The organism is Teredinibacter turnerae T7901, assembly GCF_000023025.1.
GTDB classification, from domain to species: Bacteria; Pseudomonadota; Gammaproteobacteria; order Pseudomonadales; family Cellvibrionaceae; genus Teredinibacter; species Teredinibacter turnerae_B.
In genome coordinates this window covers 716,544-742,060 of the sequence record NC_012997.1, presented here as the reverse complement: position 1 = coordinate 742,060, position 25,517 = coordinate 716,544, and the positions used below count along the sequence as shown (strand labels likewise).

20 protein-coding genes and 2 rRNA genes are annotated in these 25,517 nt (G+C 49.5%); 7 read left to right on the top strand and 15 right to left on the bottom strand.

Features of this window, described 5'->3' with window-relative positions:
- Positions 1–230: 230 nt before the first annotated feature.
- The 3 genes from TERTU_RS03120 to TERTU_RS03110 form a co-directional block, all read right to left on the bottom strand.
- On the bottom strand, positions 231–725 hold the full coding sequence (locus TERTU_RS03120; protein WP_018015857.1) for a hypothetical protein: 495 nt from the start codon (positions 723–725) through the stop codon (positions 231–233).
- A gap of 19 nt (positions 726–744) precedes the next feature.
- Entirely contained in the window at positions 745–1,416 is a 672-nt protein-coding gene (locus tag TERTU_RS03115; protein ID WP_015818574.1) for a flagellar brake protein, read from the bottom strand.
- Between the two features lie 827 nt (positions 1,417–2,243).
- Entirely contained in the window at positions 2,244–2,939 is a 696-nt protein-coding gene (locus tag TERTU_RS03110) for a cyclic nucleotide-binding domain-containing protein (RefSeq protein ID WP_015818238.1), read from the bottom strand.
- Between the two features lie 485 nt (positions 2,940–3,424).
- Here TERTU_RS03110 and TERTU_RS22330 point away from each other — a divergent pair, with 485 nt between their 5' ends.
- Positions 3,425–4,636: a TonB family protein gene (locus tag TERTU_RS22330; RefSeq protein WP_015818867.1), complete on the top strand. Its 1,212-nt coding sequence runs from the start codon at positions 3,425–3,427 to the stop codon at positions 4,634–4,636.
- A 132-nt stretch (positions 4,637–4,768) separates the two neighbouring features.
- On the opposite strand, the gene TERTU_RS03095 is transcribed toward TERTU_RS22330, so the two are convergent.
- Both TERTU_RS03095 and TERTU_RS03090 read right to left on the bottom strand, forming a co-directional pair.
- Positions 4,769–5,335: a hypothetical protein gene (locus TERTU_RS03095; protein ID WP_015819826.1), complete on the bottom strand. Its 567-nt coding sequence runs from the start codon at positions 5,333–5,335 to the stop codon at positions 4,769–4,771.
- A 395-nt stretch (positions 5,336–5,730) separates the two neighbouring features.
- A complete protein-coding gene (locus tag TERTU_RS03090; RefSeq protein WP_015817508.1) occupies positions 5,731–6,930 on the bottom strand; it encodes a response regulator in 1,200 nt (399 codons plus the stop codon).
- Positions 6,931–7,132: 202 nt separating this feature from the next.
- On the opposite strand from TERTU_RS03090, the gene TERTU_RS03085 reads away from it, so the two are divergent.
- The gene (locus TERTU_RS03085; protein ID WP_015820193.1) at positions 7,133–8,008 is read left to right on the top strand and encodes an HDOD domain-containing protein; all 876 of its coding nucleotides are present in this window, start codon (positions 7,133–7,135) and stop codon (positions 8,006–8,008) included.
- Entirely contained in the window at positions 8,005–9,426 is a 1,422-nt protein-coding gene (gene sthA / locus TERTU_RS03080; RefSeq protein WP_015818464.1) for a Si-specific NAD(P)(+) transhydrogenase, read from the top strand. Before TERTU_RS03085 ends, sthA begins: the two co-directional genes overlap by 4 nt.
- 73 nt (positions 9,427–9,499) lie before the next feature.
- Here the strand turns inward: sthA and TERTU_RS03075 are convergent, their stop codons facing one another.
- The 7 genes from TERTU_RS03075 to TERTU_RS03045 all read right to left on the bottom strand — a co-directional run bounded on the left by TERTU_RS03075 (position 9,500) and on the right by TERTU_RS03045 (position 17,794).
- Positions 9,500–10,573, bottom strand: a complete 1,074-nt coding sequence (locus tag TERTU_RS03075) for an AI-2E family transporter (protein ID WP_015816948.1) — start codon at positions 10,571–10,573, stop codon at positions 9,500–9,502.
- Positions 10,574–10,595: 22 nt separating this feature from the next.
- Positions 10,596–11,168, bottom strand: a complete 573-nt coding sequence (locus TERTU_RS03070; RefSeq protein ID WP_026160632.1) for a lysophospholipid acyltransferase family protein — start codon at positions 11,166–11,168, stop codon at positions 10,596–10,598.
- Between the two features lie 53 nt (positions 11,169–11,221).
- On the bottom strand, positions 11,222–12,805 hold the full coding sequence (gene prfC, locus TERTU_RS03065; RefSeq protein ID WP_015819801.1) for a peptide chain release factor 3: 1,584 nt from the start codon (positions 12,803–12,805) through the stop codon (positions 11,222–11,224).
- A gap of 201 nt (positions 12,806–13,006) precedes the next feature.
- Entirely contained in the window at positions 13,007–13,339 is a 333-nt protein-coding gene (locus tag TERTU_RS03060; RefSeq protein WP_228378252.1) for a DUF3019 domain-containing protein, read from the bottom strand.
- 91 nt (positions 13,340–13,430) lie between these two features.
- Positions 13,431–14,300, bottom strand: coding sequence for a MipA/OmpV family protein (locus tag TERTU_RS03055; RefSeq protein WP_015819765.1), 870 nt, complete (start codon positions 14,298–14,300; stop codon positions 13,431–13,433).
- A 263-nt stretch (positions 14,301–14,563) separates the two neighbouring features.
- Positions 14,564–14,679: ribosomal RNA gene (gene rrf / locus TERTU_RS03050) — 5S ribosomal RNA — on the bottom strand.
- A gap of 249 nt (positions 14,680–14,928) precedes the next feature.
- Positions 14,929–17,794: ribosomal RNA gene (locus TERTU_RS03045) — 23S ribosomal RNA — on the bottom strand.
- A gap of 576 nt (positions 17,795–18,370) precedes the next feature.
- Here TERTU_RS03045 and TERTU_RS03040 point away from each other — a divergent pair.
- Genes TERTU_RS03040 through TERTU_RS03030 form a run of 3 tightly spaced genes read left to right on the top strand, consistent with a single transcriptional unit; the run spans position 18,371 to position 21,455 of the window.
- Entirely contained in the window at positions 18,371–19,459 is a 1,089-nt protein-coding gene (locus TERTU_RS03040) for a glycosyltransferase family 9 protein (protein ID WP_015820250.1), read from the top strand.
- 20 nt (positions 19,460–19,479) lie between these two features.
- On the top strand, positions 19,480–20,916 hold the full coding sequence (locus tag TERTU_RS03035) for a capsule assembly Wzi family protein (protein ID WP_015817467.1): 1,437 nt from the start codon (positions 19,480–19,482) through the stop codon (positions 20,914–20,916).
- On the top strand, positions 20,910–21,455 hold the full coding sequence (locus TERTU_RS03030; protein ID WP_015817002.1) for a hypothetical protein: 546 nt from the start codon (positions 20,910–20,912) through the stop codon (positions 21,453–21,455). The genes TERTU_RS03035 and TERTU_RS03030 overlap by 7 nt, the downstream gene beginning before the upstream one ends.
- A gap of 36 nt (positions 21,456–21,491) precedes the next feature.
- Here the strand turns inward: TERTU_RS03030 and lpxL are convergent, their stop codons facing one another.
- A complete protein-coding gene (gene lpxL / locus TERTU_RS03025; protein ID WP_015818339.1) occupies positions 21,492–22,415 on the bottom strand; it encodes an LpxL/LpxP family Kdo(2)-lipid IV(A) lauroyl/palmitoleoyl acyltransferase in 924 nt (307 codons plus the stop codon).
- 9 nt (positions 22,416–22,424) lie between these two features.
- Complete coding sequence (locus TERTU_RS03020) at positions 22,425–23,483, bottom strand: glycosyltransferase family 4 protein (RefSeq protein ID WP_015817895.1); 1,059 nt, start codon at positions 23,481–23,483, stop codon at positions 22,425–22,427.
- Positions 23,484–23,597: 114 nt separating this feature from the next.
- On the opposite strand from TERTU_RS03020, the gene TERTU_RS03015 reads away from it, so the two are divergent.
- Positions 23,598–24,692: a glycosyltransferase gene (locus tag TERTU_RS03015; RefSeq protein ID WP_041590037.1), complete on the top strand. Its 1,095-nt coding sequence runs from the start codon at positions 23,598–23,600 to the stop codon at positions 24,690–24,692.
- A gap of 4 nt (positions 24,693–24,696) precedes the next feature.
- On the opposite strand, the gene TERTU_RS03010 is transcribed toward TERTU_RS03015, so the two are convergent.
- Positions 24,697–25,515: a glycosyltransferase family 2 protein gene (locus tag TERTU_RS03010; RefSeq protein WP_015819689.1), complete on the bottom strand. Its 819-nt coding sequence runs from the start codon at positions 25,513–25,515 to the stop codon at positions 24,697–24,699.
- Positions 25,516–25,517 lie beyond the last annotated feature (2 nt).

Below are 25,517 nucleotides of genomic sequence, written 5' to 3'. Positions count from 1 at the left end.
TCTGTTCGTGGTGTGCAAATCAATACCTGCACAACAAGTACCTGTCTAATACACCCCAAAGGTATAGGTAATAGGAAGCAGACTCCAAAAGTCAAAAGTCGGTGTTTCCACAGAATAGAGCCCGTAAAGCGGCGTATAAAGAAAGTAAGATAGGGCTGAAGTTACTTTTTGGCAGGAATCTGCATAATAGCCCCAGGAAACCTGGCTTGCTCAGATGCGAGCGCGATGGTTCAGTCTGAAGCTTTTCTTGCGCGAATAAAAAACCGGATTGTGTCCTTCTCTACAATGCATTTCGCTCGATACTTTAATGCTACACCTGCAATGTCTTTTGCGTTGAAGTCAACAATATATAGTGTACGGTCTTCGGTGAGGCGCTGTGCGACAGGCGGCATTTCGGTCAAAACGTTCATCGCGCGCATTAATCTGGTTTCGTTTTCGAAAGTATCTTTACACTTTTCCCAAAAGACTTCTTTCGGAACAGGAGGTTCAACTCCAGCAATATTATAACTTTTACCGGCTTGATCCCTGCAAATTATACTAAATACGGGGTTACTCGGTGTCGATTTTGAGAAGTTCAACTCTCCTCTGATGACTTTCACACAGCGATCTGAGAGTTCGGCACGTTCAGCTTCTGTTTTTAGTTGTAAATAATATTTCTGATACTTCAAAGGCAGCCACAACCGACTTTCATCGACAGCGGGCGCTACGGATGAAATTGTAAGCATATACAAAACGCCAATCCGCTTACTCCAACTTATTGGCGTCAGACATGGCAAGTGCACTGTAGATAAAGCCGAACAGCACCAGCTGCTTGTCTTCATCCTGCTCAAAAAACTGAATTCCATATTCATACCCCTGAGGCGTCTGCTTTTCAGTGCGAATCTGGGCAGATACAGAAAGTATGCGCTTGATCTGTGCTATTTCAAATTTACCTTTTAACTCAACTTCGTCGCCAATAGCACCAACCTGTTGGTCAAACACGACTTTGGCCCCACCGAGACTAATGTCCGACGCACGCCCGGCAATCGGGCCCAATTGCCCACTGGTTAGGTTAGACAACAGCACAGGAAGGGCGACATTTACCCGCGCAGCAACACGCACCTGACGGTACTTAATGGCGTTCGGGAAATCCAAATAAAGGATATAAAGCGGAACTTCGGCTATATGGAGAATCTGAGTAGGGAACATAGCGACGCCACCACTGGTCGTTACGCGAATAACGACGCGCTGCCCTTCCGAAAGCAGCGGGTATTCACCGTCAGGCGGCGGGGTGATCATAACCGTTTCACCAGGCAGGCAACCAAGTAACAGTGATTCGTATCTCTCACCGGGTTCCGAGGGATTGGGGAGCAGCTGGAGGCGCTGCCCAAATTTGAGATTCAGCTGATCAAAATGTAAATGGGTTTCTTCCGTCATATGTCGCGGTGTATTTACTGTGGGAAATGAAGTTATCGTTAATTTGCCATACCCAAAACAGGCGGGGTATTTCTGCCTTTCGATGCTGCACGGGTTTCGGGGTATATAGGCTAAAAACCGGGTTAGGGCTATCCAAAAGCTGGCGCTTTATATAACCTATTTAAAGATAGCTCAAATCCTGGGGAAACTCGGGGGAATCCAATGCCTTTATTCGTGCCGGTAAAACCCACCGACCTGCAATCTGGTATTCGCCTAAAATAGGTACTCCAGCATCCCCTCATGGTCAGACCGAAAATGCAGCTCGAACGCTGCGAGTTTAGATGTCGATCTCAATCGAGCATTTCATTGCCTTAATTGGCAGTATTGGCAGGAAAGCACTCGTCGGCCGACCTATTTTGGTTATGCGCCGTCTGTGGAAGACTGGCTGCTCATCCCGCCGCACATCAGGGCCCCGTAAACGTCGCACCTCTACCAGAGTCAGAACGCCACACCCTATTTGCTAGCTTTGCGGAAAGCTTGCCACAAACCAATTAAACAAGCGTTTTGACCTTAAGGAGGAGACTATATTGAGCAGTTGTTACGGAAGAGTGCGAAACCTCCACTACACAGCCTTGCTTGTCTGGGAAATAGAAATTTGGTGGGGTTGAGGCTATTAATAATATTTTGCTTAACACCGCAGGTAATACTAATCGCGGCTTCAAAGCCCTATGCATCGGAAAACGCACCTCGCACCTCGCAGCTCGCAGCAAAGTCAGCAAGTGATTATTAACATTGCAGGCAACAAAATATTTTATATCCTGTTGGAGGTTGTGTATCGGCTAAGCGGCTCAATCGCCCAAAGCAATCATCGATTGATAATCGAAATGTTCACGCGGAGCAATAGAGAGCCGTTCAAATTCCAAATTCCAATACACTAACATCCGGGCTAGCGCACGAGCCTGCTCATCAAGGCTCACCAGCTCGTCGAGCGTGCCTTTTGTCCCCATGTAGAGTTTTACTTTGCGATGGTTGGATGCGAATGATTGATCGGGATAGGTCATGCGATATACCTCCAGTTTCCAGCGCAAGTTATGAACCATATTCCGGTAGTATTCGAGTTTGGTCGCCAAAGTAATCTGGGTAAAATCACGCAATTCTCCGAACACACAAAAATCAGTCGCGAACACGCGAACAGATTTGCAGTGCGGATCGGCTACCACCGTTGCAGTGCGCCGGTGATCTATCAGTACAGCGAGATCACCAAATACTTCCCCGGGGGTAATGTAATTAACCACCTTGCGTGATTGCGACTCATCGCCAACCACTACCGCCAGCTGCCCCCGCATTAAAAAGTAGAGCCACTGATCAGGTTGACTTTGCTCAAGTACAATTTCGCCTGGCCGATACTCGATAATTCGGGAATAACTCATCAACAGATCGTATTGCCATTGATCCCGCAGACGAACCGCTTTATAAAAGGGGATGGAGGAAAGCAGAGTGTCCAGCGACGCCTGCCCATAGCGGTGGAGTGAATGTACTTCCATAACCTGCCTTTGCTGCTTAGAGGTTAGAGATTACTCTCGCTTATCTTTATAGTGACTGCCAACCGATTGGTGAGCGGTTGCGAGAAAGCCAAGATTCTCATAAAAAATAGCTGCTTATCCGCTTGGTGATGCGTTTTTGGGAGGTGTCTCGCGCTCTTTTCACAGAGTTGCCGTGAGTATCACGGGTCGGATTTGAACTGAGCCACATTTCACGACTACAATCGGTTAGCCGCTCCATTTTTGGCGCGCTAAACAACACAAATAACAAACGTCGCAGCAGAACGACGTTTGTCTGCAATTTCGGCCTAACTCGCTTGAGTTGCGGTATATTTTGTGTAAAGTGGTACTTTAGTTTTAATACAGATACATCCTCCATCCGCGCCCTGCGTTCATCCGAATAGCCCGACATGCGGTTACGTTAGGCTGCTGGTACGCAGCGATAAAAAACTATTAAAAGTGAGTGAATACTAACTAACGGGTGCTATATGCGAATACCGACAATCCCAAAATCATTGATTTTGCTAGCCATGCTATTACTCGCGGGCAAAGCGTTGGCTGCGCCAGCGCTTAACGGCCTCGCGATACATACTGAGCTCGGCAAAGAGCAGTTTATAGCTGCACTTCTGGTTGCAAATCCGTCCACCGATGGTCGCGACATTCTGATTAACAACGAACCCAAGCAAATCCAGGTGCGCATTGTTGCGCCGCGAGTCTCCTCGCGCAGCTTCAAGCGAATGTGGATTGAGGGCATGGCGATTAACTCCAGCTCAAGCGAACTGTCAGAGAACGCGGAGGCCATGGCCAGATTCAGTAACCTGCTGAAAATAAAGCTAATGGAAGGCGATATATTCACCATTGACCGGGGTACAGACGCTGTAACTATCTACTTGAATAGCGTGAAGCTTGGCGAAATTAACAGCGTCGCTTTCTTCGACCTGTTACTGCGCACTTTAATTGGCCCAGTCCCCCTTTCATCGCAGTTCCGAGATGGATTGTTGGTGGCGGGAGATATTGATGCAGGCCTGCTCGCTCGTTTCGACTCAACAGTTCCCAGCGAGGACCGAATTGCCGCTGTGAAAACCGCCGTATCGAATCAAGAGCAACCCGCACCCAAGGTTGCTACGGAAGAGCCACAGGTAACCTTAGCTCCGGTCGCGGTCGCTCCAGCCGTTACCTCGCCTGGCGTGGTAGCAACCAAACCGGTTGTGACACCCGATCTCGCCTCCGCAGCACCCGTAGAGACTACGCCGACACCCGTCCCTGCCGCGAAACCTTCACCATCACCCAAGCCTACGCCTAAACCAACAGTGAAACCGACGCCTGTGCCGCAACAAGCATTGCTGGATGCAGACGCGGTAGAAGAGGAAGAGGACGACCTGGACTTTACCGCTGAAAGCCTGTTGCAACAGCAGCTTTACATTGCGCAACTCAAGCGCCACACCTACAAGTACCTGAATTACCCCAAACGCGCACTTGACCGCGGCTGGGAAGGTAACGTGCGCTTGAACATCACCATCAACCGGTTCGGCAAGGTTCAAGACATCATTGTGGTAGAGGAGTCAGAATATAAAACACTGACCAAAGAGGCGGAAAAGGCTGCGGAAAGGGCCAGCCCATTCCCCGCAATGCCTGAAGATTTACGCGGAGAAACTTTTGCGTTTACTCTGCCTGTCGTGTTCAAAATTCGTTCTGAATAACGCCCCATCAGCTACAAAAAAACCGCCAGCAATGGCGGTTTTTTTTCGCGCTAATTTTCTTTGGAGACAGAACCGGCGAACGACAACATCAAAATGGCTGACGCTTAGCTGCACATTATTCAGTCGCTAGGGCTAGCTGCGCCGGGCGGCCAGGCTGTGTAATCGCTCCAACACCACGCGCTCAATATCCTTCAACTCCAGCATAGACAGCCCCCGAAGAGCCGCGAGGTTCAGCATGTGAAGGTGTAAGCAGGGTGTATCCGAATCCAGCTCACGGAGGTCGCCTTTTACTAACACAGGAAGAAAGGGTCTGTTTGGGGGGCGCTTCTGGTTGATCAATTTCAACCCAATTTCCAACGGCACTGGGCGACCAGCCCCACCATGGGCGGCCTTTAACGGCAGGATGATACTCAACCGTTTTGTGGCCTCGGTAGGGTCCGAAGGTACGATAAACAAACCCGTCGGCTTGACCACCTCCTCACCAATCCCTTGAAATGTGTCGTGATGCGCATAAGGGTTCGGCAAGATAACGAGTTTGCGGTTCTCTTCTTTCGGAAAAAAGATGTTGTAATTCGTATAAAGCTGCTCAACAGATCCGGAATACACACATAGTTGGTTTTCAAAACCTAGCACAAAGTCTTGGGCTCGCTTGCGCTTTTGAAAAGCGTCGAGATCCCAAACAAGGTCTTTATTATCCATAGATGTAAGTTGCAAACTTCATACGATTGGTTGGTAGGAAAGCTCAAGCAAAAAACGAACAACCCCCGCGCTCAACTGGCCCACATACCGCGCGCCGAGTGACAGTAGACTCCTATGCCACTGGGGCATGCGTTGACAAATGCGCCAAGGTAGCTCCCGCATATTAACACTGTTGCTTGATATTAGGAATCTAGCTGAGAATGACACGCAACTTATCACACATAAGGTGTGGGGCGCCTCGAAGATAGATGACCGATTTGCATGACTTTCTGTAACAAAGCCCGAAAAGCAGCACGAAGCAATAGGATTCATGAGGAGGGACAAAGGACAAACACAGCAGGCGCTACTCTTGAGTGCGCTTTAAGAGCGTGTGCGGGTTTGAAAATCAACAAGTACTAAAACAAATCGATAGAGCTGTCTGTCTGATTACCCGATTTTACCCGCGAGGCACTGCTTTCGAACTCGGCCGGGGTTTCCACAGAGGTAAGACTGCTTTCGATCGCGGATTCCAGTTTCTCGAAACACTCATCGATTTTAAGGCCATCGTTGAATACGCGATTTGTTTCACTTACTACGCGCAACGTGGCTTCTTCAAGAAACTGTTCATGCGCCTCGGATAGCGCCAGTGCGGGCAACTTTAACTGAATGAGCTCGGCGACATTTTCCACCTCGTTAACGATATCGCGCATCACCTGTTGATAAGAATCTTTCAGCGAAACCATCACCATCCCAACATCTTCGGATAATTTAAGAAGTGATGCTTTCTCCTGTACCAGACGATAGCGATCTTCCAGCGCACGTATTCGGGCATTAACACCCTGTAATAACGCAAAAGTGTTGTCTTTCACCGCGCCGTATTTGTCCGCATCCTGCACCGGCATATTCTTGATAAGTAGCGACACCTTATCGTAGTTCACAATTGTGCGATTACCAAAATCGATATAACGACCACCATCGGCGAGCTGAGCTAACAGCAGAGACTCAAGGTCCTTCGCCATACCATGATCTTCCATGTTTTTATCGCCCATCACGCTGCGCATCTGCAAGCTGCAGTGGAGGCCATAACGTCGTAACGTCGAGAATAACTGCTGACCGAGTTCGTCCAGATTGTCGGAATCATTAATTGCCAGTAAAAACTGTATATTCGCACCCAGATCACTGTTATCAGCCATCGCGGTGTGTGCAGTGACATTGGCCTCGGTAAGCCGGCTCTTGAGCTGTTGCTGTGCTATCTGGTGAAAAATACTTTTCGTAATCCGTGCGCAGGCTTCATCACAACCCATCGCACTATCCAAAAAGTCATCGCAACCTATTTCGAAAGCTTTCAGGCGATCTTTTATCGCACCGCGATCAGAAAGCACCAACAACGGAACACCCGCGATATGCTCGCTTTGCAGCAGTAATGTGCAATCGTCGAGACTTGGCCCGGTAAATGGGATCGCATCATACACTACGGCTTTGACACTCCCTTGTTTCAGAAACGCCAAGCCCTCCTCTACGCTAGCCGACCGATCAGCTTCAAACTGGTCCGCGATCTGAGCCCCCATCGAAGATAGCTCACCCGCATAAATCATCAGAATTTTATGACGATTCATTCTGTATCCCTTTCCCAACCATTGTGCACACGTGCACATAAACGTACTGCAATCTTTGCAACCCCTCTCAACATAGCCCACAGCTATAGCTTTTACCAATTGCTGGGCGCCAGTAATGAACGTGTAATTTGGCGCGTACGTGCTAGATTTAAATAATGCCCCAATGTTTTTATGCCTCAATTCGTTAATCTAAGGTGCTTATATGACGAGCGCGAAAGTCTCCCCTCAACCCGGCGCGGCAGCGCTGGAGCGAGCCATGGAAAAACTGGTAAATACCGGCGCGATAGACGTACCCATGCTGCCGGAAGTTGCAGGGAAGGTTGTTCGACTCGCTCAAGATGCCGATTCAGATGCGGCCGAGCTGGCAAAATTAATCCAAAGCGATCAGATTCTCGCGGGCCACGTTATGCGCGTGGCCAATTCAGCGCTCTATACCCCGAATGCCTCGCTGGTTTCTCTGCAGCAAGCCATTGCGCGCTTGGGTATGAAATTGATTTCCGAAATAGCACTTGGCGCGTCCATTAATTCGAGCCTGTTCAATGCACCCGGATACGACGATCACATCCAGTACGTCATTCGCCATTCACTGCTTTCCGGGCTGTGGGCGAAAGAAATTGCACGAGCGTGCCGCCGCAACGTCGAAGCGGCTTTTCTTACTGGGTTATTGCACGACATCGGCCGTCCGGTAGCCACCCAGGCAATAATCACCAAAGCGAAAAAGCTCGAAATTCCCGTCCAAAAGCCGGTGCTCTTCGCGCTTGAAAATCAATTTCAACGCACCATTGGAGTCAAGGTTGTCGAACAATGGGAAATGCCAAGCACAGTAGTGGAAGTCGTGCGCTACTTCGATGACTACAACGCCGCTGGCGAAGCTAAAAATCAAACTATGATTGCCTGCGCAGGCTCTCTCTTTGCATCGCATTTTATGTGCAGGCCCGGCGACGAGGGCTGTATGACTCGAGGCGAATTAATAGGCCAGGCAGTACTTGGTGACCTGGATCTTTACCAGGACGAGGTAGAAGAAATTCTGGAAAAAGAGGACGCGGTGAAATCGGCCATGGAGGCGCTTAGCGCGTGAACAAACCCATTGCGTACGACATGCTGGTGATTGGCAGCGGCCCCGCGGGCCAGAAAGCTGCCGTAGAAGCTGCGCGCTCCGGCGCTAGCGTCGCACTGATTGAAAAAACGCGTAAGCTCGGTGGTGCCTGTGTGCAACGCGGCACAATTCCATCGAAAACGCTCAGAGAAAATGCTCTCCGCGTTCGCAACATGCGGATGAACGCTCAGCTCTCCAATTTCAAACTGGCAGAGGATACGGAACTCGCCACGCTGATTACCCGGCTGAACAACGTACTTAATGCGCATGACGAATACATGCGTAAGCAACTCGAGCGCACAAAGGTAAATCTGATACATGGCCGGGCAAGGTTTCTCTCCCCCCAAGATGTTGAGGTGGAGTCCGTGCGGGGAGAAAAGCAAACCTACAGCAGCGGCCACATATTAATTGCCACAGGTTCTCACCCGCGTAAACCGCCGGACATTCCCGTGGACCACGAGCACCTTTTTGATAGCGACTCGATCCTGTCGATGATGTACCTGCCGAAAAGCCTGACTGTGCTCGGCGGTGGAGTTATCGCCAGTGAATATGCCTCGATTTTCCAGGCGCTAGGTGTGAGCGTGACTATGATCGACAAATACCCACATCCTCTGGGTTTTCTCGATAACGATCTTACCCAGACGTTTTTGAATGACTTTACCCAGATGGGCGGTACCTGGAAAGGCAATACCAAAGTCACCCGCTGTTATTGGAACGGCATGGATGCTGTTATTACAGAGTGCGACAACGGCACAGAGGTGCGCAGCGAAAAACTGCTATGTGCTGCAGGCAGAGTGGCGAACGTCAAAGAATTAGAAATCGGCAATGCTGGCCTGGAGCTCAACGACCGCGGTCTGATTGATGTCGACGATCAGTTGGAAACCCAGGTGCGCGGTATTTACGCAGCCGGAGATGTCATCGGCCCTCCCTCACTCGCATCCGCATCAATGGAACAAGGTCGCAGAGCTGCCTGTAATTCGCTTGAAATAACCAGCGGACTGGTACACAGCGTAATCCCTGCGGGTATCTATTCAATACCGGAGCTATCGTCCGTTGGGATAAGTGAAACACACGCCCGGGAAAAATTCGGCGATGTGTTTGTCGGTATTGCACGCTTTGATGAAATCGCTCGCGGACAGATTTCCGGTGCTTTGAACGGCATGCTCAAAATTGTTTGCGATACGGATGGTAAAACTATTTTGGGCATTATGATTGTCGGCGAAGGGGCAACAGAGTTAATCCATATTGGACAAATGGCGCTGATTAATAACAGTCCTGTCGATATTTTTGTTGAAACCGTTTTCAATTTCCCGACACTTGCAGAAGCCTACCGCGCTGCAGCATTGGAAATCATTCATCAACGTAAAAGCAAAGCTTCGCGAATTAAAGCCGGTTTTTAAAGTGCATCCAATCCGGGTATACAATATTAATCTGGATAAACAGTAATTATCTCGGCAAAAAATAGTAGAAAAATCACTTCTCTTTACTGGAAGCACCGATTGATAAGGTCATCTGCGTTTTAATGACGCTGCGCCCTGAACTGAGCAAAACGCCAATCCAACGGGTGTCGTCAAAGCTTTCGAGCGCGATTTTTACGGTCATGGTCAGCGGAATCGACAATAGCATGCCGACCGGGCCCAACACCCAACCCCAAAATACCAACGAGAGGAATACCACCAAGGTGGAAAGGTCAAGGCCTTTGCCCATCATTCGCGGCTCGATGATATTACCGACACCGAAATTCACAATAAGAAATCCGAGTCCGGTCAGAACCGCATCGCCAACCCCTAACTGCACCACGGCTAATAGAACCGCAGGGACTGCGGCAAGGATACTGCCAAGAGTCGGAACAAAGTTAAGCAGAAATGCCAGCAACCCCCAAAGTACGAAGTAGTCGACACCTAGAATCCAAAGCCAAATCAAAATTAGCGTGCCGGTCAAAAAGCTCATCAACGCTTTAATCGCCATGTAACGGTTAACACCTGCACTGAATTGATTGATCGCTTTGATGGTCTTCTGAGAATTGCGCGAACTGCTCTGTAATTTGTCTGAGAACCCCACTTCCTCGCCGAGAATAAACACAACTGTCAGTAATATAAGAAAGGCATTGGTCATCAGATTACCCAGCGAAGCCAAGGTGTTGCCAGCCAGTGACAGTGCAGCTGCGGGATTGAAACTAGAGCGAATCTGGGTAGGATCAACGTGCAAGCCTAATTCTGAAAGCCGTGTGATAAGCCCGCCAGTCAAATCTGACAAGCGCGCCTGGTAGAGCGGTAAATCCGCTCTAAAATCGGATATTGCGGCCCCAACCACAATCCCTATTAGCACTCCTAAAACGACGACATTCGCAACTACGATCAACATCGCAAGCCATCCCGGCAACCCCTTCCCTTTTAACCACATCAATGGCGGTGTGCAGATAACTGCGATAAAAAGTGATAACAAGAAGGGTACCAGCAGAGTTTCTGCGGACTTCATACCCGCTACAACCACCACAAATGCGGCCAGTCCCAATAAAAAACGCGCGATAGGGGAGTGAGTTTCCATGGTAGTTTCCGATGCTCTTACTCTATTGATTTTCCGGATTTTGACCGGTGTAGCGCGTGCAGATATATTCGCGTATCGACGCTAAGTCCGCTTCGTAGTCGCCGCTAACGGGCCAGACAGGCCCAATATGCATGGTTTTTGACGGGTAGTCCCAGGCGACAAGACACACCGGCACCTGGGCGCTATCGGCGATGCGCAAGAAACCGGTTTTCCAGCGCGAGACCTTTGCGCGCGTTCCTTCGGGTGTAATGACCACCCACACTTTTTCGTGGTCGCGATACCACTGGGTTACCTGCTCAACGACATCCGTTGCCGCTTTTCTGTCAATCGGTATTCCGCCCAATTTCATAAAGAGAGCGCCAAAAGGCCAAAAGAACGCTTCTTTTTTCATCATGTAAGAGACTCGCACACCCAGCGCCATAATCACAAACATGGCTATCACAAAATCCCAGTTGGATGTATGTGGCGCGGCAGCCAGAACCATTTGCCTGTGGTGCGGAAATTCGCCCTCTAAGCGCCAGCCAGAGAGGCGCAACAAAGTACGACCAAGCCAACGCCTGGCGGCACCACCAGCCCTCGGCACAATTGCTGGCATTTCAGGTAATAACTCTGTGTCCTTCCTTGAAAACAGGCCCACACGCGATCTCCTTAGTGCTCTCGAGTCGCGCGGAAGGCAACATCGGGGTAACGCTCTTCGCTAAGCGAAAGGTTTACTCTGGTTGGAGCGAGATATGTCAGGTGTCCACCGCCATCCAACGCCAGGTTATCCGAGCATTTACGTTTGAATTCAGCCAATTTTTTATCGTCAGAACAATCCACCCAACGCGCGGTATTCACATTCACCGGCTCGTAAATCGCTTCCACTTTGTATTCATCTTTTAGACGATACGCGACAACCTCAAATTGAAGCACACCAACTGCCCCCACCACGATATCGTTGTTGTTCAACGGGAAAAAAACCTGCGTAGAACCTTCCTCAGACAACTGTTGCAAACCCCGCTGTAGCTGTTTTGTTTTCAAAGGGTCTTTTAAGCGAATACGTCGAAAAAGCTCTGGCGCAAAATGGGGAATACCTGTGAACTTAAGAATCTCGCCACTTGAAAAGGTATCCCCAATCTGAATAGTGCCATGATTGTGCAAACCAATAATATCGCCCGAGATAGCCTCCTCTACCTGACTTCGATCCCCTGCGAGAAAGGTTACGGCGTCCGCGATTTTGACATCTTTGCCCAATCGAACGTGCCGCATTTTCATACCTTGCGAGTAACGCCCTGAGCATACGCGCATAAACGCAATACGGTCGCGGTGTTTCGGGTCCATATTGGCTTGAATCTTAAATATAAAACCAGAAAATTTATCTTCGTCTGCGGCCACCTTACGCTCCGCGGTGTCGCGATCGAGAGGAGCTGGCGCCCACTCGACAAAGCCATCCAGCATTTCCCGCACACCAAAATTACCCAGCGCCGTCCCAAAAAACACGGGGGTCAGCTCACCAGCATGGTAGGCATCCAGATCAAATTCATGAGTGGCGCCACGCACCAATTCAATTTCTTCGCGAACATCTTCAGCGTAAGCGCCCAAAAGTGCGCTCGCTTCTTCACTATCCAGGCCTTTAATCTGAATATCTTCAGGGATTGTATGCCCCTGGCCATGCTCGTATAGGTGAATGGTGTCAGTGTACAAATTGTAAACACCCTTGAATTCCTTCCCCATACCAATCGGCCAGTTTATCGGCGCAGCGGCAATTTTGAGTACGTCTTCAATTTCGTCCATCACTTCTACGGGGTCTCGAATATCGCGATCCATTTTGTTGATAAACGATAAGATTGGGGTATCACGTAAACGGCAGACTTCCATCAGCTTGATGGTACGGTCTTCGACCCCTTTCGCACCGTCGATCACCATCAATACAGAATCCACAGCGGTAAGCGTTCGGTAGGTATCCTCCGAGAAATCTTCGTGTCCAGGCGTATCCAGGAGATTAACCACACGCTCTTTATAGGGGAATTGCATCACCGATGAAGTTACGGAGATTCCGCGCTCCTGCTCCATCGTCATCCAGTCAGATTTTGCGTGTGGCCCTCGCTTTCCCTTCACCGACCCAGCTAACTGAATGGCATTGCCGAATAGCAACAGTTTTTCGGTAATTGTTGTTTTACCGGCATCGGGGTGAGAGATGATCGCAAAGGTTCGTCGTTTCGCGATTTCTTTGGCAAGCTGACTGGAGGCCATGGGGTTAAAACCTTACTAATATGAAAAAGCTTTCGCCGAATGGGAGTTCCGCGAAAAAAGGCCGCTATTGTAGCGGACAAGTGCCGTGCAATACATTAATCCACGAGTCCAATGCAGTAATCGTCTAACGAGGGGAAAGGGAGGGAGTAAATGGATCGCGAAACAAGCTGCATTAAAACAGTCTGCAGTGGTTCCACTACTTTAGAATAAGCGCCAGCCAGTCGACACTTTTTTGCCACTTTTGTATACCCATGCGACATCGACTGCTGTTTCGGCCACCTTATCGCCGGACACTTCATCACGAATGAAGAATTTTTGCCCCTGCAGCGCTTTGAACTCATAGTCATACTTGTGCAGTTTGGTACCTTGCCAGCACACCAGTGGCGCTTCCTGTGATTCCAGGTACAGACAATGCTCAGTTGCACCGTCTACATACCAGCGAAACTCCACTTTCTGGTAGCAGAACTGGCCTTGCCGCAATGCGATACAACGGTTGGGCTTGGCGTTGAGGACATCTTCGCGAGTTTTCGTCAAAGCTCCAGAATCATCAGCCCCAACGCTAAAAACTGCGATTAGCGGCAAACAGCAAAGCATCCTAACCCAGGGTTTAACATCCATGTCTCAGCTACATCTCCCAGCTAAACACCCGGTTAATGGACAACGTCCAATAAAACTCATCACTATCGTCAACAAATGGACTGTTTCTAGCTTCTTTGGTGTGTTGGATCCAGCCAGCGAAAGCTTTAACAACCCACTTTTCAGTCAGCGGTTTTGCCAATCCAAGCTGCAGACTGCCCGAAACGCTGGAACCTGGACGATATGCAGGATATTTTTCGGTGGCGACACGCGAGTCAACCCCAAACCAGTAGTTGTTAGTCGTTTCTGATGTGTAGCCAACACTGGCAATTGCGTGAAAATTCCAATTTCGATACTGCCAACCGCGCCCCAGACGCAAAGTGCTCATCAAGCCGTTATCGTCCAGAGTATCCGTCACCAACCGATATTGGATAACATAATCATCGATGTAGTGAGAAACCCGCACGCCGGTGCCCATGTACAAGCTATGTCGGTTGTACAACTTCCGGTTGCGCGTTTCTTCATCATCGCTCGACTGAATTTTGGTGTCTAGTTCTGTGTCATAAAATCGGTTGGCGCTTGCGGCGAGGAAATCTACCGACCAACGTTTGTCTTGCCAAAGGTTATAACCCAGGTTCACACCGTCCTGAGTGTCCTGTACGGCCTCCAGAAATAAACCGCGATAACGAAAAACCGCACTACCCTCAATATCCCCGTAAAGATCCGCAAAATCTTGTTCCTGGCGCGTGTTGTAAGGGTTATGGATATAACCTATACCAAGCCCAAATTCCCAGTATCCGCCGTCCTCGCTGAAACGCATGCCCGCACTCTGGACATCACCAGCGATATCCGTCGCGAGCACCTTTGCAGGGGCGTGACTAAAAATAAGGGCAATCAAACAGAGCCAGACAAAACGCATTATATTTCCACCGGTAGAATTCGCGGCGTAAAAGGGTACGGAGATTAGAGAGGATGAACTGTAACTGTATGTTACATCCAGAAGCTAGCAATGTAACCGCAGAAATTTCGCAAAACCAGTTAGGGCGCTGGCACCCCCCCCCCGAGCACCAGGGGTGGTGCGAGTCTCCATGACCGTAGGTCACTGGCAGGCCCGGAACACATTTTTTCATAGCACATAGTAAAACGCCCCGGCTCTTTCGAACCAGGGCGCTTTTGTTAGAAGCCTGACGATGACCTACTCTCACATGGCGAAACGCCACACTACCATCGGCGATGCATCGTTTCACGTCTGAGTTCGGGATGGGATCAGGTGGTTCCAATGCTCTATTGTCGTCAGGCAAACCGGTATGGCTTACGCCAAAACTGTTTGCCTCGCTCACAAAACAACCCGTGAGCCAGCATGATGTCCTCGGTCTTACCACAAAGGTGCCCGGTGTCATCAAATAAGGGGAAACGAAAGTGTTTTTTCCATTGCATTCACAGCGAGTGTCACTTATCCGCGCTGTTATCAACAGCTAGTGAGATTCACTCATGATTGTATCGAACAATTATCGACTCAACTCATTCAACAGAGTTTGCTCTGTTATATGGTCAAGCCTCACGGGCAATTAGTACTGGTTAGCTCAACGCCTCACAGCGCTTCCACACCCAGCCTATCAACGTCGTAGTCTTCAACGGCCCTTTAGGGGGTCAAGCCCCAGGGAAAGCTTATCTTGAAGGAGGCTTCCCGCTTAGATGCTTTCAGCGGTTATCCCGTCCGAACATAGCTACCGGGCAGTGCCACTGGCGTGACAACCCGAACACCAGAGGTTCGTTCACTCCGGTCCTCTCGTACTAGGAGCAACTCTTCTCAACTTTCCAACGCCCACGGCAGATAGGGACCGAACTGTCTCACGACGTTCTAAACCCAGCTCGCGTACCACTTTAAATGGCGAACAGCCATACCCTTGGGACCGGCTTCAGCCCCAGGATGTGATGAGCCGACATCGAGGTGCCAAACACCGCCGTCGATGTGAACTCTTGGGCGGTATCAGCCTGTTATCCCCGGAGTACCTTTTATCCGTTGAGCGATGGCCCTTCCATACAGAACCACCGGATCACTATGACCTACTTTCGTACCTGCTCGTCGTGTCTGACTCGCAGTCAAGCTGGCTTGTGCCATTACACTAACCTCATGATTTCCGACCATGATTAGCCAACCTTCGTGCTCCTCCGTTACTCTTTGGGAGGAGACCGCCCCAGTCAAACTACCCACCATACACTGTCCCCAATCCCGATAAGGGACCTAGGTTAGAACCTCAAACATACCAGGCTGGTATTTCAAGGACGGCTCCACATAAACTGGCGTCTATGTTTCAAAGCCTCCCAGCTATCCTACACAAGTAGGTTCAAAGTTCAGTGCAAAGCTGTAGTAAAGGTTCACGGGGTCTTTCCGTCTAGCCGCGGGAACACAGCATCTTAACTGCGATTTCAATTTCACTGAGTCTCGGGTGGAGACAGCGTGGCCATCGTTACGCCATTCGTGCAGGTCGGAACTTACCCGACAAGGAATTTCGCTACCTTAGGACCGTTATAGTTACGGCCGCCGTTTACCGGGGCTTCGATCAAGAGCTTCTCCGAAGATAACCCCATCAATTAACCTTCCGGCACCGGGCAGGCGTCACACCCTATACGTCCACTTACGTGTTTGCAGAGTGCTATGTTTTTAATAAACAGTCGCAGCCACCTGGTCACTTCGACCACCAACAGCTTACGGGGCAAGCCCTTCACCGTCAGCGGCGTACCTTCTCCCGAAGTTACGGTACTATTTTGCCTAGTTCCTTCACCCGAGTTCTCTCAAGCGCCTTGGTATTCTCTACCTGATCACCTGTGTCGGTTTACAGTACGGTCAACTGTTACCTGAAGCTTAGAAGATTTTCTTGGAAGCAGGGCATCGACCACTTCGTCCCAAAAGGAACTCGTCATCAGCTCTCAGCCTTAGGGACCCGGATTTGCCTAAGTCCCCAGCCTACTACCTTAAACATGGACAACCAACGCCATGCCGGCCTAGCCTTCTCCGTCTCTCCATCGCAGTAACAGTCGGTACAGGAATGTTAACCTGTTTCCCATCGACTACGCATTTCTGCCTCGCCTTAGGGGCCGACTAACCCTGTCCCGATTAACGTTGGACAGGAAACCTTGATCTTCCGGCGGAGGGGTTTTTCACCCCTCTTGTCGTTACTCATGTCAGCATTCGCACTTCTGATACCTCCAGCATGCCTTACAACACACCTTCACAGGCTTACAGAACGCTCCCCTACCATCCTTACGGATCCGCAGCTTCGGTTACCAGTTTGAGCCCCGGTAAATCTTCCGCGCAGGCCGACTCGACTAGTGAGCTATTACGCTTTCTTTAAAGGGTGGCTGCTTCTAAGCCAACCTCCTAGCTGTCTAAGCCTTCCCACATCGTTTCCCACTTAACTGGTATTTGGGACCTTAGCTGGCGGTCTGGGTTGTTGCCCTCTCGACGACGGACGTTAGCACCCGCCGTCTGTCTGCCATGATTGCACTCCACGGTATTCGGAGTTTGCATGGGGTTGGTAAGTCGGGATGACCCCCTAGCCCAAACAGTGCTCTACCCCCGTGGGTGAGACATGACGCACTACCTAAATAGTTTTCGGGGAGAACCAGCTATCTCCGGGCTTGATTAGCCTTTCACTCCGACCCACAGGTCATCCGCTAATTTTTCAACATTAGTCGGTTCGGTCCTCCAGTGCCTGTTACGGCACCTTCAACCTGCCCATGGGTAGATCGCCCGGTTTCGGGTCTATTGCCAGCGACTCGACGCCCTATTAAGACTCGATTTCTCTACGGCTCCCCTATACGGTTAACCTTGCCACTGACAATAAGTCGCTGACCCATTATACAAAAGGTACGCGGTCACTCCGAAGAGCTCCCACTGCTTGTATGCACACGGTTTCAGGTTCTATTTCACTCCCCTCACAGGGGTTCTTTTCGCCTTTCCCTCACGGTACTGGTTCACTATCGGTCAGTTGGGAGTATTTAGCCTTGGAGGATGGTCCCCCCATCTTCAGTCAAGATAACACGTGTCCCGACCTACTTAATATGGAACTAATGATCCTTCGTATACGGGGCTATCACCCTTTATCGCCAGACTTTCCAGACTGTTCTACTAAATCATTAATTCTCGGCTGCTCCCCGTTCGCTCGCCGCTACTAAGGGAATCTCGGTTGATTTCTTTTCCTCCGGGTACTTAGATGTTTCAGTTCCCCGGGTTCGCCTCTTACACCTATGGATTCAGTGCAAGATACCTCCTAAGAGGTGGGTTTCCCCATTCAGACATCTTGGGATCAATGTTTGCGTGCCAACTCCCCCAAGCTTTTCGCAGGCTCCTACGTCTTTCATCGCCTCCAACTGCCAAGGCATCCACCGTGTGCACTTATTCACTTGACCATATAACGGATAAAACTCTGACTCAGCTTTCTCACGGTAAGACTTGCCTACCATAAAATCCCTTCGTCAAACTCGCGCTAGTTGGACGTGAACAAGTATTGTCGACTTATTCGTTACAATTTCTCCTGGATCCGTCATACAAAATCCATACTTCCAAGGTTAACCTGACTATAGGATCAACCCGTTACTGAAAGCATTTCATCTGCATTAAGTCACCAGTCGATAACTGAGTGTCTCTACACATAATTTGAATGCTGCTGCATAACAACGCACCGGATAAGCAACTTGAGTTAACTTTCATCAACTCGTCGTTATCGCTATAAATGCAATGTTTTACAACTTTCGTTTCCGAATTTTTAAAGAGCTTCTCGTGTTGGCGTGTGCCGTCGAGAGGGTGCGTATCTTACACTCAGATTCCGCAGAGTCAACACCTTTTTTCATAAAAATTTAAACTTTCTCCAGGCCGCTACTGGAGACCCACGCCACCGGTAAAAACACCTAGATGTGTCCAGTGCGACAGGGGTTCGTGTAACATACGCAGTCAAGCAACTTTCGCTCTGGACCCAGTTGTCAGTCATGTCTCTAGCACCCAAAACCACATCACGCGAAAAGTCGATTTTAGTCGTCAGGTTGGGCGATATTGGCGACCTTGTGATATCAAACCCGATTGCATCGCTGATAAAACACCATGCCCACAATGTGCGGCAAACCTGGGTGATAGAAGAGTCCCAACTCCCCCTGATGCGGAATCACCCAGATATTGATCATTTGATTGTCTGGCAAAGCGATCGCTGGTCTCAGCTGCTCAAAAGTGGTCGATGGACCCAACTTGGCCGAGAGCTTAGGCACCTGAGACGCCAACTCAAAGAACGCCACTACGATATAGCGCTGGATTTGCAAGGGTTATTCAGTAGCGCATTTGTCGCTCGACTAAGCGGCGCTCGCATTCGAATTGGCCTCGGTTCCAAGCACGGCAGCTACTGGCTGGTGACAAAAACTATTTCACGCAATATCGGCGAGCAAACTCAGATGGGGTCGGAATACCGCTACTTGCTCAGTCAACTCGGTATGCCAGACGCGCCGTGGCAGACCTATATCGCCCAACCTGAACGGCGGCGAGCAGATATCACCGAGCACTTAGGTTTTGATTACACCCGCGAACAATATGCGGTGTTTGCCCCATTCACAACCCGCGCAGAGAAGCGCTGGCCAGTCAAATACTGGCAACAAATTGCGTTGCGCATTCGCGGTAGATACCAACTGAAAACAGTGATTCTCGGCACTGAAGATTTCGCGGAAGAAGCGCAAACGATCGCATCTGTGACCGGTGCAATCAATCTGATTGGTAAAACCCAATTAGACGAAGCCGCTGATGTTATTCGCCACGCCTCGCTATTTGTTGGTGTGGCCACGGGTTTCACCCATATGGCACACACGTTCAAAGTGCCTGTAGTGGGAATTTTTGGCCCTTCGTGCCCTTATTCTTACGCCGGCCCAGACACCAGCAAAGTGATCTTTCACGAACGTTTTTGCTCACCATGTCGCAAAAAACCGACATGCAATAACCGCTACGATTGCATGGTCGAAATAAAGCCCGACGAAGTTCTCGCAGAAATAAAGCCGCTTATGAAAGCGGCAGCCGAATTTCGAAAATACTCTTCTTAGCAAAACACAAGAACTCAACCATGACGATATTGAAAAGGTTCACGCTTGCCGTAAGTTGTGCAACCGGCCTATTCTTAACCAGTGAAGCAACTATTGCTGGATCCCTGTATCTGCCGACCAATTTGTCTCCAGAGATAGAGTCGCGTATAGCTCGGCTATTTGTCCAAGCCAATATGCCCGTTGTAAAACGCCCTATTTCGATCAAACAAGTCCAGTTGGCACTCGACAATCTGGGCTCCAAAGACCCTGATTTATCTGCCAGCGTACGCCGATACCTCGAGCGCTATAGTTCCAGGACCGGTGTAACACACACATCAGTCGCGACTTATGCATCTACTGAGGGCTACCATACCCTGCCAAACTCTCGTGGCACAGAAAGCGACTCTCAATACGAAGCATCTGCCCTCGCTTATCTAGCCCTGAATGATTGGGCGTTGCTAAATGTAGGGGGTTACGTAACAGATCGTGAAAACCGCAAGGATGAATTTCTTGAGGGGACATTTCTATCGATTGGCCCAGATCAGATGCAAGTGGATATCGGCTACAGGCCCCACTGGCTTGGCCCATTTCAAGAAAGCGATATGCTGCTTAGCACTAACGCTCCAGCACTGCCTGGCGTCACCCTTTCGAATATCCTTCCATTCAAGTTTTTGGGGATCAGCTACGAGCTGTTTCTTGCCGAGATGTCCGAGTCGGATTTGATCCGCAGCCAAGAAGATAGAGATACTCGCAACACGGGCAATCCCCGACTGTTCGGGTTACACCTGAGCTTCCAACCAGTGGATGGCTTTGCAATCGGGTTCAATCGGTTAATGCAATATGGCGGCGCAGACAGAGATGATAGTTTGAGCAGCCTCTCGCAAGCGTTTTTCAATGCTAAGGAAAACGATAACGTGGGCATCAAGGGGCGCGATTTTGGCAATCAACTCTCATCCATTACCACGAGCTACACGTTTACCGGGCGGTTCCCTGCAGCAATTTACATGGAATACGCTGGCGAAGACACTTCTTATAGTTCTGAGTATCACTTGGGCAACACCGCATTAATGTTCGGGATCCACTTGCCCAAACTCACCCGCTCACTGGATTTCTCCTACGAATATGCAGAGTGGCAAAACGCATGGTATACCAACGGTAATTATGGGGACGGTTTGCGTGAATACGAAATACCAATGGGACATTGGGGAGCAAACTACCGTGTGTTCAAAGACGCTGTCGGTGCCAAAGCAGAAACCGCAAAACTAATTTGGGATATCCGCAACGGCCACTCGTTAACATTTAAATGGCGGCAATTGGAAAATAAATACTATGCCTCGCGGGACTATGTTCCTGCAAAAGAAGGCAGCCTTGAATATGCGCTTGCTTCGGGCCCGTTTATTATAGGTGCGACGATTACGACAGGCACGACTGTATTTGACGAAAATTATTCCAGCTTAAGTGGTTTCTTCCGATGGTAAACAAACTACAAATATTTGTCCTTGGCAGCTTGCTGCTGTTGACCGCTGACGTCGGCGCGGCGGAGCTTTCTCTAGGTGTAGGCGCTACCGCTTACCAAACCGACTACCTCACAGGTAATGCTGAGTTCGACAGTGCCGATCACGATGGAACCGATATAAAAGCAACCTTTGCGATTCACAATGTTTACGGTGAATACCAGCGTCATAAAGTAGGCGTTGGGTTGGATTACTTTAATGTGAACGACCAGCGCTTAATAGGCTACCGCGCGCTCGACTACCGTTACCAAGTGTCAAGACATTTTCAAGGGGGGCTCTTTCTCGGCGCTGCGTCTTTGGACTCTGGGATTCCTCAAAATGGCTATTATGGTGGTGTAAACCTGGGCCTGCTCGATGTAGTTTTTGATACCGATATTGTGTTTGAAATCAACATTGGCAGCGGTCTTGCCCGCGACCGTACAAGCAAGGATGTCCCGGGAGAAAAACCGGATATTTTTCTCGATTTTGTCGCCAGCTCAATTACGCTGCAAAAGCGGTTCTAAGCGATCCACAAAGACTACTTCGTACTTCCGCCGTCGTCAGGAGTAGATGGAGGGCTCACCCTCGGGTCGCGTTTTAAACCGCCGGTGCACCCACAAATACTGCTCGGGAATTTCGCGAACTCGCGCTTCGATAAAACGATTAATTACTGCTGCATCCTGTGCCTCATCACCAGTTAACTCTGCGGTAATGGGCGGATAAATCTCAATTTCGTAGCGCCTGTTCTTCAATCGCCGCGTTACCCATGGCACAATCTCCGCGTTGCCAGCGCGAGCCAACTGCGCTGGCGCCTTTACCGTGGCTGCAGCTATACCAAAGAACGGCGCAAACACGCTGCGCCGACGACCGTAATCCTGATCGGGAGCGTAATTAACTGCCCGACCATTACGCAACGCCTTAATTATCCCACGCACGTCGCCATTGGGAATAACGTCACTTTTATTGTTTCGCCATATTCTCCCCACCGCCTGAACATACTCGTAAACCGCATTTTTATGCGGACGGTAAAACCCGTCTATAGAAGTCACGGTGTTCACGCACGCCGCACCTATTTCGATGGGAGTGAAATGTATCCCCATAAAAAGAACACCGCGACCAGACGACTGCGCGAGTTTCAAGTGCTCCAATCCTATAACGTCGAAGTGCCGCCGCAAACGAAAATTCGGCCAAAACCAGGCGGCTCCGCTTTCGAAAACTCCAATGCCCGTTGCTCGTAACGTGTCCCTCACCATTAACTCTTGGCGTTGTGGATCCATATCCGGAAAACACACAGCAATGTTTTGGCGAGCAATTTTTGTGCGTGATACATTAAGCTTGAGCAGCAAATCTCCGAGTCGATTCCCCAACCAAAATTGCGCCCCCAGAGGCAGAAGCTGAACGAAGAGCCACCACAATACCATCCCCACCCAGGAAACCATAAACTTGGGATGCAACAACCGACGCTTAAATGGAATTCGACTCATGCTGATCGTCTATTGGAGAGTTTTAAAAAAATCGCAAAGCTCACGCGCTTCACGCTCAACCGTATACTTTTGCAAAACCAGATCGCGACCCTTTTCAGCCATGGTGCGTCGCATATCCGGATTCGCTAGCAACCATCTCATCCGCTCCGCAACAGCCTCAACATTATTTACAGGCACAACAAAACCTGTTTCCCCTTGCGTAATAATTTCTGGCCATGCGCCCGCTTCACTGGCAATCACTGCCGCTCCTGTTGCCATAGCCTCCAACACCGTGAGGCCAAACCCCTCATTCTGGCTCAATGCAGCAACAACGTCCATCGCTCCAAACAAACGCGGTACCATGTCAAAAGGCTGTTCGCCCAGAAAACGGATTCTATCCTGCAAACTAGCCGCTTGTATTTTTTCTTTTAACTCGGCAACCAGGGCTTCATTGGAGTTATTGATTGCACCACCAATAACCGCAACAGCGTCGGGAAAATCCGGAAATACGTTCAAGCATGCATCAACAAACACATGCACCCCTTTTTGTTTGCGGACGCGACCAAAAATTCCAATCGCAGTCGTTCCACGCAAACCTAAATCAGAGAGAATCTGTCGCTTGTCAGCAATAGGATGAAATGTATCCTGACGAATGCCATGGGCGATTATTTTATCTGGAGCAGACTCCAGATAAGACGCAGCTGCACCACAAGTTGATATCACCGCATCCATTTTACTCAGCAACCAACGCGTGTAACGGGAATGATGCCGCTGAGCTGTGGAGGTAAACACGATCTTGAATTTCGCCCTAAACAGCCATCTCAACACCAGTGCCTGCAACATCTCATCGTTGCGTCGGGCGTGAAAAATACGATACCGGCCGTCCAAACGGGGATTTCTGGCAAGCTTGGCGAGCTGCCAGAAACTAATCGCGAGGGACTTATCTTGAAGATGGTGCTTGCCTAGCACTCGCACACTCATAACTCTTTGCTGGAACTCGAGATTTTGCAACATCGTCGAAGTCACCCCGGAAAATCGAGGGTTGGAATTGCCTAAAATGAGTTCGCAATCGGCATTTTTATTGATCATATTCACTTTGTCACAGAGCAAAAAGTTCCAGCGGCTTAACGTATTTCATCAAGCCAGTAAATTCGCACAGCCACCAAGAGGAGTGCGTAAATCCACCAGAAACGACAGGCATTATTGGGTTCGAAAACCCTGATAAATGTTTATACTAGAGAGCATGTATCGCACTACCAACAGGCCCTTACAGTGAAAATTGCGCACATTATACTCTCTCGCGGCTTCGCAGGCACTGAGCGTTCAACAGTAGAATCCTGCAATACGCAATGCCAGGATCACGAGGTATTACTGATTCTGCGAAAAAATCAGGCAAAAAAAAGTGGTGCAGGAATCCGGGATCGACTGGACCCTAAAGTGACTGTAGCAGAGGTCAGTAGCCGATTTTTTACAAGAGCTGCAATCCAGAAAATTCTAAATCAGTGGCAACCAGACGTGGCCCACGCCCATTTGCGAAGAGCGACCAGACTTCTTGCAAAATGTAACACGTCCGCAGCAAGAATCTCGACACTCCATATCGGATTTAACGGGCCACACTTCCTAGCGATGGATGGAGTGATCGCAATCTCTCCTTGGCAGCTCAATCATATTCCTGCCGGTTTCAACGGACATATTCGCTGGGTTAGAAATTCACTGGAGCCACACCCAAAGCCAAACAGGGGAAAGATCGAAGAGTTAAGAGGGAATATGGGAGCCGCGACGGGAACTTACCTGATTGGCGGCGTTGGCAGACTATCCCGAAGCAAAGGATGGGATCTGTTAATTCCAGCGTTTAAAGCGGCAGCTATTCCCGAAGCTAAGCTGTGCATAATTGGCGAAGGCAGTCAGGAGGAGAAGCTGAAATCACTGGCGGGGAACAGCAAAAATATTGTATTTCTCGGCTATAAAACCAACGTTAAAGACTATTATCCAGCATTTGATCTTTTCGTATGCCCCTCGCGAGAAGAGCCTATGGGAAGAGTTGTACTCGAGGCTATGGACGCAGGCGTCAAGGTAATAGCGTCCGATATCGAAGGGCCAAGGGATATGCTCGAAGAATTTTCGGGAATCATGTTCAAAAGCGACGATATTGATTCGTTAACAGAAGCGCTCAAGCATGCCTATAAAACCCGCAATCAAGCCACCCCACAACAGGATCTCTCTCCACACTATGCAGACGCAGTCAATCGGGATATGGTTTCTTTCTATCAAGAAACGTTATCCCGGCTGAAAAAATAACGGGTTAACTCGATGCCTGCTTTATACCCGCCGGTGTTTCAACCAAACGTTCACGAATCGATGTTTTGCGAATGATGCGGTTACGCTTCCAGTCCTCGTCATTGACGTAGCCACGGGCGTGATCAAGATGAACACAGATCGCTTTATAACGAATTTGATTTGCTTTGATACCTGCATTGAGTAATCGACCGCCGAATTCGCAATCCAAGCCGCCATATTTCATCCGCTCATCAAATCCGTTTACAGTGAGCGCATCAGCTTTCCAGCAGGAAGCGTTGTGACCATTCCAAGAGCGCTTGGTAGTCGTCAGCGTATTTAATACAGACGAAACCATTGGGGATTGGGTGAGTTTTAGAAACTTGAGGCTTGGCTTCACCCCATTCTCAACCAACCAAGACTTTTTAAAACAGGCTCCGCTGGCGATATCATCGAGCGTGATCGCTCTGCTTGTGGACATTGGCAACTTAAAGTAACCGCCGGAGAGGAAACAACCTGGACGAGCTGCCGCTCGATGAGCTCCGATAAAGTCGCTACGGGGAATACAGTCGCCATCGGTCATAACGATATATTCACCTGCCGCCGCAACGATCGCTTTATTTAAAATTTTACATTTCTGGAAGCCGTCATCCTCGTGCCAGATATGCTGAACTGGACGATGCGTTTGACTCTTGAAGCTTTCCACCAACGCCCGAGTCTCTTCACCAGAGCCGTCATCAGCGATCACTATTTCGAAATTGTCATCCGTTTGATGATGAAAGCCCCAGAGCACTTTCTCAAGCCATACGGGAGAATTATAGGTAGTAAAAATAACGCTGATTTTCAAAT